The organism is Streptococcus parasanguinis, from assembly GCF_964238605.1.
GTDB lineage: Bacteria > Bacillota > Bacilli > Lactobacillales > Streptococcaceae > Streptococcus > Streptococcus parasanguinis_AJ.
In genome coordinates this window covers 78,427-89,902 of sequence record NZ_CAXSMM010000008.1, presented here as the reverse complement: position 1 = coordinate 89,902, position 11,476 = coordinate 78,427, and the positions used below count along the sequence as shown (strand labels likewise).

Below are 11,476 nucleotides of genomic sequence, written 5' to 3'. Positions count from 1 at the left end.
CACATTGGTTCGTCTTGTTCAGTTTTCAAAGGTCTTTGTCGCTCTCGCGCGACAACTATATTAGTATATCATGACCTGGACTTACTGTCAACACCTTTTTTCAAAAAATTTTATTTTCTTAAAAAATATTCTTACTTCTTTGGGTTATCTAAAAAATCAGGAGCAAAATTGCTCCTGATCCTTCTATAATTTAATTGATGTTTTTAATCTCTATTCTTTTACTTCCAATAGACCAATATCTCCATCTTCTCTACGGTAGATAACATTAGTTGTGTTGTCTTCCGCATCACGATAAATGAAGAAGTCGTGTGCTAATAGATCCATTTGAAGAATAGCTTCATCTAAATCCATTGGTTCTAGATCAATTGTTTTTGAGCGAACAACTTTTTCTGTGGTTGTTGCTTCTTCTACAACTACATCCGTAAATAACTTACCTGCACCAGATTTAATACGATTTTTCTTTTCGATTTTTGTTTTATTCTTACGAATTTGACGTTCAATTTTATCTACAACCAGATCAATTGAACCGTACATATCCTGAGACACATCTTCTGCACGAAGTGTAATAGATCCAAGTGGAATGGTTACTTCTACTTTTGCGGTCTTTTCACGGTAAACTTTTAAGTTTACACGAGCGTCTAGCTCTTGATCTGCCTGAAAATATTTTTCAATCTTTTCGAGTTTAGAAACGACATAGTCGCGAATGGCTTCTGTTACTTCTAGGTTTTCACCACGGATACTATATTTAATCATATTAGTACCTACTTTCTAAACATTATGTTTTTATTTATATGTATATTATAACGCTTTCATAAACTTTTTGCAAATCTTTTTTTATCTCGCAATTGAAAATGTCTTTATTTCTTTCACACCTTTTTCAATTAACAGGCGCTTCATTAATTCGATTGTTTTGCCAGTTGTGTAGATATCATCGAAGATAAGATACTTTTGCTTTATTGGAACTTCTTCTTTTAATTGAAAATGTTGAGAGGTTTTTAATCTTTCTTCTCTTGTTTTTTTTGATTGTGCCAAACTGTCTTCTTTTTGAAATAGAGTGCTGTACTTTATTTCTGCAAAATCTAGTATAGTCGAGACTTGATTGAATCCTCTCTCCTGCTTTTTTTCATGGCTAATTGGAGTTGGTATTATTGTATAGTTTCTATACTTTTTCAACGCTTTTTTGATGTCACTTGCAAATACCATTCCTAACAAACGATCTCCTTCAAATTTATATCGTTTGAAATAGTCTTTCATTGCTCCATTATATCTATATAAAGCTTCATGTTGAACAGTATTTCCTTTGTCTTCCCAGAACTCACAATCTTTACATACTTTCTCCTCCTTATCTTTAAAGCACCTAGGACAATGAATTTCGCCAATTTGTTCGAAGTTTTCTTTGCATTCTTTACAAATCCATTTTTCTTGTTGATTTATAAAAATAAGATCTGTGAAATGTTCACTAGTTTTTAACTCTTTATTACAAAGCAGACATTCTTTCAAAACCCAGCCTCCTGATTCATTTGTTTTATTTCCTTTATTGCTTTTTTCATTTCTTTTGTTATTCCATCTGATAGAAAGAGCAATTGGCCTGTTGGTCTTTCTTTGCTACGTCCAACTCTTCCTGAGATTTGTACAAGGGCACTTTTCGTAAACAAGCGATGGTTGCTTTCTAAAACAAAAACATCTACAAGCGGAAAGGTAACTCCTCTTTCAAGTATGGTAGTCGAGACTAGTATTGTTTTTTCTTTATTTCTAAATTCTTCTACAATTCTCAAGCGATCCTGTGTCTGAGAGGATACAAAACCTACTTTTTCTTTCGGAAAGTAGTTTTTTATATTCTCTTTAAATTGTTGCCCTAACTCTATTTCCGATACGAAGAATAACAATGGGTAGTGAGTTTGTCTTTGTTTCTTAATCAGTTGCAATAGTTGGTAAGGGATTCTTCCTTTTTCTATTTTTTCTCTAATTTTCGGCACCCATTTTATTTCAGGGACCACTAGTGGGTTCCCATGAAATCTTCTTGGAAGGCTATAACGAATGATTTCTTTTTTCTTGACCTTTTTATCTAACTCATCTGTAGAGGTTGCTGTTAAATATAGGGTATTCCCCTCTTTTTTTATTGCATTCTGAGCTGCTTTATATAAGATTGGATTGTCTACATAGGGAAAAGAATCTACTTCATCTATAATAAGGAGATCAAAGGCCTGATAAAACTTTAGCAATTGGTGGGTTGTAGCGATCACCAAGGGTGTTCTAAAATAGGGTTCCGATTCTCCATGAAGCAAAGAGATGGGGCAGGAAAAATCTTCCTTCATTCTTCCGTACAATTCTATACAGACATCGATTCTTGGGGTAGCAATACAGACTGCTTTTCCTGCCTTGATCGCTGTTGCTACAACCTGATACATCATTTCTGTTTTTCCAGCTCCTGTCACAGCATGTACCAAGGCATGTTTTCCTGCTTTAACTGCTTGGATAAGTCCTTCAGATACCTCTTGTTGATAGGAAGTCAAGGTTCCCTTCCAGTTTAACACCTCCTGTCCTTCAAAGTCTTTCTGTGCAATAGCATAAAGTTTTTGATCACTCCGGATCCTTCCCAATTGGATACAGGCTCTACAATACAGCACCTCCTCACTCAACTTCCAAAGTTTTTGATCAATCAAACTGCCACATCGAAAACATTGGTACCTTCCATTCTGTTTTTCCATAGCTGGAAGTTCTTGGGCAATTTCTTTCAGATCATTTGTCATTTGACTCTCCGTTAAGAGTCTTCCATAAGAATCTTCTATCTTCATACTTATTAATTCGCAAAAGTTGGAGAAAATCATTCTTTTTTTGTAAAATAAGAATATGGAATATGTTACATTTAAAGAGAACGGCACTGTTCAAGAAGAAATCAAAAAATCAAAATTCATTTGTCATGTCAAGCGAGTCTCCTCTGAAGAGGAAGCTAGAGATTTTATCAATGCCATCAAAAAGGAACACTATAAGGCTACACATAACTGCTCTGCTTTCATCATTGGGGAACAAAGTGACATCAAACGGACCAGTGACGATGGAGAGCCTAGTGGAACCGCTGGGGTACCGATGTTAGGAGTTTTGGAGAATCATCGCATCACTAATAGTTGTGTCGTGGTTACCCGCTATTTCGGAGGTATTAAATTAGGCGCTGGCGGTCTGATTCGTGCTTATGCTGGAAGTGTTGCACAAGCAGTTCGAGAGATTGGACTGGTAGAAATCAAAGAGCAAGTGGTACTTGGGATCACACTTTCTTATTCCCAATACCAAGAATTTGCTAATTTCTTAAAAGACCATCAATTGGCGGAACAAGATCCGATGTTTACAGATCAGGTGATGACAACTATTTTTGTAGATAAAGAAAACACAAACTCTATCACAGCAGCTTTAGTCGAATTTTACAATGGCAAAGTCATTATTGAGGACCAAGGAATTCGTGAGGTTGAAGTACCCCTACTTTCTGTAGAAAAATAACCAAAGAAGCTATCGGCAACGATAGTTTTTTTTTATCACACCCATAAAATTTCTATATTTTACATTCTTCCCGCAAGGGACTATACTTGTTAGTATCAAGAAAACCTAGAACTGAGGTATATTATGGCTATTTATGAAAATATTACAGAATTGATCGGGAACACTCCTATTGTCAAATTGAACCGTCTTGTTCCTGAAGGAGCTGCAGATGTCTATGTAAAACTCGAAGCCTTCAACCCTGGATCATCGGTTAAAGACCGGATCGCTTTGAGCATGATTGAAAAAGCTGAAGCAGATGGCTTGATCAAACCAGGTGATACCATTGTCGAAGCAACTAGTGGAAATACTGGGATTGGTTTGTCATGGGTTGGTGCCGCTAAAGGCTATAAAGTTGTGATCGTCATGCCTGAAACCATGAGTGTGGAACGTCGTAAAATCATCCAAGCCTATGGAGCTGAACTCGTTTTGACTCCTGGAAGTGAAGGAATGAAAGGTGCTATCGCTAAAGCTGAAGCAATCGCTGCAGAAAGAAATGGCTTCCTTCCTCTTCAATTTGAAAACCCTGCTAACCCAGAGGTACACGAGAGAACAACAGGACAAGAAATCGTTGATGCCTTTGGAAAAGATGGTTTAGATGCTTTTGTCGCAGGTGTTGGTACTGGTGGTACTGTTTCTGGTATTTCTCATACTTTGAAAAAGAACAATCCTGCTGTCAAAGTCTATGCCGTTGAAGCCAATGAATCTGCGGTCCTTTCTGGCGAAAAACCTGGACCACATAAAATCCAAGGTATTTCAGCAGGTTTTATTCCAAACACTTTAGACACTAACGCATATGATGGTGTTCGTCGTGTATCTTCAGAAGAAGCTTTCGAACTTGCACGCGCTATCGGTGGAACTGAAGGATTCTTAGTCGGTATCTCAAGCGCAGCTGCTATCTATGCTGCTATTGAAGTCGCAAAAGAATTAGGTAGCGGTAAAAAAGTTCTTGCCCTTGCACCAGATAATGGGGAACGTTACCTTTCCACTACTCTTTACGAATTTGAATAACTCACTATACCAAAAAACTTCGGTAGGTTTCATCAACCTATCGAAGTTTTTATTTTTTTTCTTGTTTGCTAAAGAATGCTTTTCCTTCTTTGACCCAGGTTGGCATCTGTTGAGCTAAGGGAGCAAAACCACTTTTGTTGCGGTCATTTGAAAAACGATGGTGTCGAATACTTCGTTGCGGCGTTTCTTCTAAGGTTCTCAAAGAAAGACTGGCTTTCTTAGAATATTCATCAACATCGATGACTTGGACAAAGACTTTCTCTCCAATCGAAAGAATATCATGAATATTACTTACATAGCCACTTCGAATCTCTGAGATATGAATCAAGCCTGTGACACCCGACTCTAGTTCAACAAAGGCTCCATAAGGTTGAATGCCTGTGATGGTTCCTTCTAACTTATCTCCAATTTTCATTTTAGTCCTCAATTTCGATGGTTTGAATCACGACATCTTCTACTGGCTTATCCATCATACCTGTCTCAACAGCCGCAATCTCATCCAATACCACAAATGAAGCTTCATCCATCAATTGTCCAAATACGGTATGGCGTTGATCTAGATGAGGAGTTCCTCCTTCTGTCGTATAGATTTCGGCAATTTTTTCAGGCCAGCCACCGCGGACCAATTCCTTTTTCGAATATGGGAGATGTTGATTTTGTACAATAAAGAATTGGCTGCCATTTGTGTTTGGTCCAGCATTTGCCATTGAAAGGGCTCCGCGAATATTGTACAATTCTTTTGAAAATTCGTCTTCAAAGCTCTCACCATAGATGGATTCACCACCCATACCTGTACCAGTAGGATCTCCCCCTTGGATCATGAAATCTTTAATAATCCGATGGAAAATGACACCATCATAATAGCCAGACTTAGCAAGAGCCACAAAATTTGCAACTGTTTTTGGCGCTTGATCTGGGAACAATTGAATTTTCATCTCACCGTGATTGGTTTTGATCATAGCTATAGGACCTTCAACCACACCAAGTTCCAACTGCGGTAACGTCAATTCTTTTTCAACCATATTTAACTCCTCTAAGGCATAGAATATGCCATCTTCTTCCAAATTCTTAGTGATATAATCAGCTTTTTCTTGTAACTCTGGGGCAGATATTCCCATTGCGATACTAATCCCAGCATAATCAAATAGTTCAAGATCATTTAAGCCATCCCCAAATACCAAAACATTTTCTGGCTTCAAGCCCAAATGATTTACAAGTTGAGAGACTCCAGAAGCCTTTGATCGATCAAAACGAACAACATCAGATGAATGTGGGTGCCATGGAACTAGACGTAACTCCTCTTGTAAGGAAGGTGATAATTCTAAATCACCATCATCTTCATCAAAGGTCCACATTTGGAAAATTGGTTCTTTCAAATGCAGATCTGGATCTACTGGTAAGTTGGGATAAATGATGTCAATAGCATCACTGATCAAAGGTGTACGATTGGACAGGGCAGCTTGATGACTAGCCACTAACCCATAATCAATCTGGGATTCTTTGGCCCAATCCACAAAAGAAGAAACGATTGCTTCATTGATTGGTGATTGGTAGATCACAGTTCCTTTGGTATCTTCAATATAGGCACCGTTTAAGGTGACTAGAAAATCAGGCTTTAAGTCCATAATTTCAGGAACAACTCCAAAAACCCCTCTACCGGTTGCAATCCCTGTTCGAATTCCCTTTTCTTTCAACTGACGAAAGACGTCTTTTACAGATTCTGGGATCAATCCAGTTTTTTTTGCACGTAATGTATCGTCAATATCAAAAAAGACGATTTTTACTTTTTTTGCTTTATAACGTAATTTTGCGTCCACTTGTCTCCCCCTATTTTCCTTGTTCTATTATAGCATGTTTCAACTTAAAAATCTTCCTGATTCACCAGATGGTGTCGGAAGGCATAGACGACTGCTTGTGTCCGATCACTAACTTCTAGTTTCGATAAAATATTGGAGACGTGGGTTTTCACCGTTTTTAAAGAAATAAAGAGTTCATCTGCTATGCGTTGATTTTCATATCCTTTGGTCAATAAAGCCAGAATATCTCGTTCTCTAGCCGTCAAATCATCATGCAATTCAGCATGGTTCTTTCGAGACTCAACTTTTTGACTAACTTCTGTCTCGATCGCAAATTCTCCCTTTGCAACCTTCCTTACAGCCTGTAAGATCTCAGTTGCCGACGAAGTCTTTAAGATATAACCTTTTGCACCTGCATCTAAAACCGGGTAGATCTTTTCGTTATCCAAATAAGACGTCAAAATGACAATTTTAGCTTCCGGCCACTCTTTTAGGATGGCTAGAGTTGCATCGATTCCATTTATCTCTGGCATCACAATATCCATGATGATGACGTCTGGTCTTTCTTTCAGCGCCAACTCCACGCCTTCTTGCCCATTTTGTGCCTCTGAGACTTGCTCAATATCGGTTTGCATGGACAAAAAGCTTTTTAATCCCAACCGGACCATTTCATGGTCGTCTACTAATAATACTTTCATACAGTTTCCTTTTCATTTTTATCTTTTACAAGAAGGGGAACACGAATATCTACAGCTACTCCCTTTTGAGGACTCGTTCTTATTTTAATGGTTCCCGCCATGTCTTCTACACGCTCTTGAATATTTTTCAACCCATAACTCAATCGTTCCAATTTTTCTTGCTCAAACCCGATTCCATCATCTACCATCCGTAAATGAAGTTGTTTCCCCTCCTGATGCAAAAAGACATCCATTTGTTGAGCTCTAGCATGTTTCAAGGTATTGCTGACAATTTCTTGGACGATCCGAAACAGATGTTCTTCCATATCTTTTGGAATACTCACTTCATTATGATGGAAGACAACTGTTAGGTCACTCTTTTCCTTCAATTCTCTAAAAATCATCTCCATACCTTCTACTAAACTTTTTCCTTCCAATTCTGTAGGACGAAGATGTAAGAGCAAGACACGTAGATCATTTTGGGCTGTACCCAAAATATCCGATACACCATTTAGTTGTTGCTGGATCTGACTTTTCTCTAACTCAAGAGCCTGTGAAGCCACTCCGGACAAAATCATATTAGCTGCAAATAATTCTTGACTAACCGTATCGTGTAGATCGCGCGCAATTCTCTTACGCTCGATTTCAATAATTTCTTCCTCATTTCGCATCACACGATTTTCACTTTTTTGTAAATTTTCTTCAAGTCGATGCAACTTCTGATCCAATAAATCTAACTGTTGATTCAATTCTTTGGGGGCAATTTCTTTTCGCCGTGAAGCAGTTAGGATCGCTTCTACCTTTTGTTGTACTGCATGAACCGTTACAAATTGCGTAATTTTGATAATTAAGACAACCAAAGCCGTCAATGCAAGAGTCAGACTAAAAACCAAAAATAGGAATGATTGAAGCAAGGAAAGATCTGAGAGAAGTTTGCCCCACTGAAAACCAACAAAATGGAAAATGGTGTGACAAATGACCGCAACCACCATTAGGGAATAGAAGTACAATAGGAGATAGTCTAATTTCTTCATGCGCGAATCACCTCAACATCCCCAACAATACCAACTAACACAATTTTTACAGAACGGTGCGATCTCCGATAATGTGCCGTTTCAATGTCTATGGTTTCATTCCTCATTTTACGGACAGGAAGATCTAAAAACTTCAGATCTCCATACAGGGTGTTAATTTGTAAATGCAATTCCAAATCAATCGGTAAGATAATTTTTGTATTTCCAAACCCTTTCCGAATGATCACTACATTGTCCCAATTGCAAATGGCTACCTCCTCTAAATGGAGGGTGTCATTTCCAAAAACTCGGATTACATTCAGATCTCGATACCCTCGACTTTGCTTTGAAAAATGTTGTAAATCACCAATCCATCGAGTTTTTTCCTGACGAATTTTCGTATCCTCTTCAACATCAAACACAACGGCTTTATTTTCCTTATACATATAAGGGTAAGCAATCAATAAACCATAAACCACCGCAAATAAAATGGCTGCAATCACAAAAGGATTCAGCATCACGATAAAAAACAATAGCACACTCAGCGCGATTAATAGAAAATTCGCTTTTTGTTTGCCAAAATAGTAATACAAAAGGAGCAAAAAGAGAACCATCAAGACAACAAATCTGGAAAAATCGATTGATAAAATGGTGATCGCTGCTAATGTTAACAAAACGGCTTCAACGAAAATAAAAATTTGTATTTTCCACATAGTCTACCTCATCTTTTCCTATTTTATCAAATTTTTCCTCATTTGACTTCCGTCTGTGGTTGGATAATAGCAGACAATCAAAAAGACCCAGAAATCCATCTGAGTCTTAGACTGATTTATTAATCTCCACTAGTTGCACTACTGCTTGAACTTTCTGTATCTGATCGTTCACCAGAGGATGAACTAGATGTATCAGAACTTGATGAGGCTTTCGTACTTGAAGAAGCTGTCACTTTAGGCTCATATACAGTCAAAACAATTCGTGTTCGGTTAATATCCACCGTACTCGAAACTTCTGGAGTTTGACTGACAATTTGACCTGCAGAAACAGATACTCCATCAGGGAGATGTTCTGTTTTTCTTAATTCGATATTGGCTTCTTTAATACCATAGATCTCAATCAAATTACTTCTAGCAAAATCATAAGTTGATCCAACATAGTTTGGCATTTCAATTGAAGTCGTTTCTTTCGCTACTTTCAAAACAATCTTAGTTTTTGAATTCAGAGAATATTGCTCTCCTGGAGCTGGAGTTTGTTCAAGAACTGTCCCTGCAGCATAATCGAAGGTCTCAACTTCTTCAATCGTGATCATTTTGCTTGATACTTTATAAGTATTTTTCAAATCTTCTTCTGCTTTTGCCCGTGTTTCACCCACGTAATTTGGCATTTCAAAGCTGTTTGGTCCTTTTGAAACAATCAAATCAATTCGACTTTGTTCTTTCTTTTGGGCCCCTGCATTTGGATTGGTTCGAATGACATAGCCTTCTGCAACCGAATCACTGTACTCTTCTTTCTCTTCACCGACTTGAAGGTCTTGTCCCTCAATAACCGCTCTAGCTTCGGCAATGGTTTTGCCGGAAACATCTGGAACGGTTTTATTGGCTGGGCTCATATACAACAAGAAAGTAAAGGCAGCAAGAACTAGGGCAATGGCAACAAACAAGACCTTGTAGCGCGCCCGCAAGCGTCTTCTTGGCTTTTTACTTGGTGCCATGGTCTGCTGGTCAGATAATGGTCGATTAGGATCTACCGAACTGATTTCACTGCGTACCTCAGAGATTGGAACAGGAGCCGTTTTTGGAGTTGGACTCACTTTTGGAAGAGTCTTTGTATCAGCTTTCGCTTGGTCTTCAAAAACCAGTTTTTTCTCATTTCTTCTCTCATAGGACAAGCAACTTGAAAGATCCACATACATCTCTGCCACTGATTTATAGCGATCCGTCAGTTTTTTAGCTGTCGCTTTGATCACTACATTTTCTAAAGCTTGTGGAACATTCTTATTTTCTTCACGAATAGATGGGAGTGGCTTTTGAAAATGCTGCAAAGCAATTGTGACTGCACTATCTCCATCATAAGGAATGTGTCCTGTCAACATCTCATAGAAAATGATTCCCATAGCGTAGATGTCACTTTGCACCGTAGCTTTTGAACCACGCGCCTGCTCAGGGGACAAATAATGAACCGACCCCAACATCGAGTTGGTCTGGGTCAAACTAGTCTCTGCAAAGGCCACTGCAATCCCAAAGTCTGAAACTTTTGCTGTTCCATCTGGTGTCAAGAGGACATTCTGTGGTTTTAAATCTCTATGGATAATGCCACGCGTATGGGCAAGACGCATAGCTAGAAGGATCTGCCCCATCAAACGAACAGCTTCTTCATTTGATAAAGGAGCATTTTCTTTGATATAGCGTTTCAAGTCTAAACCTGCAACATATTCCATTGCAAGGTATTGTTGTCCTTCTTCTTCGCCAATATCTGTAATCCGAACGATATTTGGATGGTCCAGCTCTGCCATCGCCTTTGCTTCACGCTGAAAACGCGCAACTGCAATGGGATCCGTCTGGTAATTCGTACGCAGTACCTTGACTGCAACTTCTTCCCCATCTAAAATCAAATCACGCGCAAGATAAACATCTGCCATCCCGCCGCGTCCAATTTGTTGGATGATTTTATATCGCCCGGCAAAAATTTTGCCGATTTGAATCATGCTGCGTCCTCCTCAGTAAAGTGGAGCAGTACAACAGTGATATTATCCAAGCCTCCAGCATTATTGGCAAAACGAATCAAGGTTTGAGCTTTTTCTTCCAGTGAAACATCACTCAAGACAATATCTCTGATTTCATCCGGGCCAATCATATTAGTTAAACCGTCACTATTGATCAAAATATAATCATCTGCTTCAACCGTCACCAAACCATAATCCGGCTCCAACTCATCTTTTTGGCCAATGGACTGAGTGATGATGTTACGTTGAGGATGATGGGCTGCTTCTTCCTCTGTGATTTGACCTGCTCGCAAAAGAGCATTTACAAGAGAATGATCACTGGTCAACTGCTGGTATTCGCCCTGACGAATGAGGCCAATCCGCGAATCTCCAACATGGGCATAAATCACTTGTCCTTCTACAAAAGCCAAAGCTTCCAGTGTAGTTCCCATTCCTTTGTGCTCATCATCTTGCCCAGCTAAATGGATCCGACGGTTCACAGCTTCTAAATGTTCTGCAAACCATTCCCGTACTTGATTAACCGTCTCGATCTCAGAAGAAACCCAAGCCGCACCTAGATCTGTGACTGCCATTTCACTAGCAATATTTCCGGCACGGTGTCCTCCCATACCATCAGCAAGTAAAACCATAGATTTTCCTGCCTTGTTTTTATATTGATTTGCATAGTCTTGGTTATTTGTCCGTCTTTGACCTACATCGGTTAAGATCGTAATATCCATACTGTCAGTTTCC

The 11,476-nt window shown here is 38.8% G+C and carries 13 protein-coding genes; 3 read left to right on the top strand and 10 right to left on the bottom strand.

The features are described from left to right. Positions 1–189, top strand: a 189-nt coding sequence (locus ACESR9_RS07320) for a hypothetical protein (protein ID WP_373106202.1), incomplete at its 5' end; no start/stop codon positions are given. 21 nt (positions 190–210) lie between these two features. Here the strand turns inward: ACESR9_RS07320 and hpf are convergent. The 3 genes from hpf to ACESR9_RS07305 all read right to left on the bottom strand — a co-directional run bounded on the left by hpf (position 211) and on the right by ACESR9_RS07305 (position 2,795). Continuing rightward, positions 211–753 (bottom strand): ribosome hibernation-promoting factor, HPF/YfiA family, encoded by a 543-nt coding sequence (gene hpf, locus ACESR9_RS07315; protein ID WP_373106201.1) that lies wholly within the window; start codon positions 751–753, stop codon positions 211–213. Positions 754–834: 81 nt separating this feature from the next. After that, entirely contained in the window at positions 835–1,500 is a 666-nt protein-coding gene (locus ACESR9_RS07310; protein WP_373106200.1) for a ComF family protein, read from the bottom strand. Then, positions 1,497–2,795 carry an ATP-dependent helicase ComFA gene (locus ACESR9_RS07305; protein ID WP_373106199.1) on the bottom strand — a complete coding sequence of 433 codons (1,299 nt, stop codon included), beginning with the start codon at positions 2,793–2,795 and terminating at the stop codon, positions 1,497–1,499. Before ACESR9_RS07305 ends, ACESR9_RS07310 begins: the two co-directional genes overlap by 4 nt. A 55-nt stretch (positions 2,796–2,850) precedes the next feature. Here ACESR9_RS07305 and ACESR9_RS07300 point away from each other — a divergent pair, with 55 nt between their 5' ends. Together ACESR9_RS07300 and cysK are read left to right on the top strand one after the other, a co-directional pair. Continuing rightward, positions 2,851–3,492, top strand: coding sequence for a YigZ family protein (locus ACESR9_RS07300; protein WP_021154565.1), 642 nt, complete (start codon positions 2,851–2,853; stop codon positions 3,490–3,492). Between the two features lie 123 nt (positions 3,493–3,615). Continuing rightward, the gene (gene cysK / locus ACESR9_RS07295) at positions 3,616–4,539 is read left to right on the top strand and encodes a cysteine synthase A (RefSeq protein WP_223141298.1); all 924 of its coding nucleotides are present in this window, start codon (positions 3,616–3,618) and stop codon (positions 4,537–4,539) included. A gap of 49 nt (positions 4,540–4,588) precedes the next feature. On the opposite strand, the gene ACESR9_RS07290 is transcribed toward cysK, so the two are convergent. The 7 genes from ACESR9_RS07290 to ACESR9_RS07260 form a co-directional block, all read right to left on the bottom strand. Next, the gene (locus ACESR9_RS07290; RefSeq protein ID WP_049496180.1) at positions 4,589–4,954 is read right to left on the bottom strand and encodes a S1 RNA-binding domain-containing protein; all 366 of its coding nucleotides are present in this window, start codon (positions 4,952–4,954) and stop codon (positions 4,589–4,591) included. 1 nt (position 4,955) lies between these two features. Then, on the bottom strand, positions 4,956–6,356 hold the full coding sequence (locus ACESR9_RS07285; RefSeq protein WP_371496526.1) for a bifunctional Cof-type HAD-IIB family hydrolase/peptidylprolyl isomerase: 1,401 nt from the start codon (positions 6,354–6,356) through the stop codon (positions 4,956–4,958). 44 nt (positions 6,357–6,400) lie between these two features. Further along, on the bottom strand, positions 6,401–7,033 hold the full coding sequence (locus ACESR9_RS07280) for a response regulator transcription factor (protein WP_373106198.1): 633 nt from the start codon (positions 7,031–7,033) through the stop codon (positions 6,401–6,403). Then, positions 7,030–8,046 (bottom strand): envelope stress sensor histidine kinase LiaS, encoded by a 1,017-nt coding sequence (locus ACESR9_RS07275; RefSeq protein ID WP_373106197.1) that lies wholly within the window; start codon positions 8,044–8,046, stop codon positions 7,030–7,032. Before ACESR9_RS07275 ends, ACESR9_RS07280 begins: the two co-directional genes overlap by 4 nt. Beyond that, positions 8,043–8,738 carry a cell wall-active antibiotics response protein LiaF gene (liaF, locus tag ACESR9_RS07270; protein WP_373106196.1) on the bottom strand — a complete coding sequence of 232 codons (696 nt, stop codon included), beginning with the start codon at positions 8,736–8,738 and terminating at the stop codon, positions 8,043–8,045. The genes ACESR9_RS07275 and liaF overlap by 4 nt, the downstream gene beginning before the upstream one ends. Before the next feature lie 119 nt (positions 8,739–8,857). Then, on the bottom strand, positions 8,858–10,726 hold the full coding sequence (pknB, locus tag ACESR9_RS07265; RefSeq protein WP_049473349.1) for a Stk1 family PASTA domain-containing Ser/Thr kinase: 1,869 nt from the start codon (positions 10,724–10,726) through the stop codon (positions 8,858–8,860). Then, a complete protein-coding gene (locus ACESR9_RS07260) occupies positions 10,723–11,463 on the bottom strand; it encodes a Stp1/IreP family PP2C-type Ser/Thr phosphatase (protein WP_021154558.1) in 741 nt (246 codons plus the stop codon). Before ACESR9_RS07260 ends, pknB begins: the two co-directional genes overlap by 4 nt. Positions 11,464–11,476 lie beyond the last annotated feature (13 nt).

Coding starts and splice junctions, on each gene's coding strand:
- hpf (WP_373106201.1), bottom strand. CDS start 753: ATGATTAAATATAGTATCCGTGGTGAAAACCTAGAAGTAACAGAAGCC.
- ACESR9_RS07305 (WP_373106199.1), bottom strand. CDS start 2,795: ATGAAGATAGAAGATTCTTATGGAAGACTCTTAACGGAGAGTCAAATG.
- ACESR9_RS07300 (WP_021154565.1), top strand. CDS start 2,851: ATGGAATATGTTACATTTAAAGAGAACGGCACTGTTCAAGAAGAAATC.
- cysK (WP_223141298.1), top strand. CDS start 3,616: ATGGCTATTTATGAAAATATTACAGAATTGATCGGGAACACTCCTATT.
- ACESR9_RS07290 (WP_049496180.1), bottom strand. CDS start 4,954: ATGAAAATTGGAGATAAGTTAGAAGGAACCATCACAGGCATTCAACCT.
- ACESR9_RS07280 (WP_373106198.1), bottom strand. CDS start 7,033: ATGAAAGTATTATTAGTAGACGACCATGAAATGGTCCGGTTGGGATTA.
- ACESR9_RS07275 (WP_373106197.1), bottom strand. CDS start 8,046: ATGAAGAAATTAGACTATCTCCTATTGTACTTCTATTCCCTAATGGTG.
- liaF (WP_373106196.1), bottom strand. CDS start 8,738: ATGTGGAAAATACAAATTTTTATTTTCGTTGAAGCCGTTTTGTTAACA.
- pknB (WP_049473349.1), bottom strand. CDS start 10,726: ATGATTCAAATCGGCAAAATTTTTGCCGGGCGATATAAAATCATCCAA.
- ACESR9_RS07260 (WP_021154558.1), bottom strand. CDS start 11,463: ATGGATATTACGATCTTAACCGATGTAGGTCAAAGACGGACAAATAAC.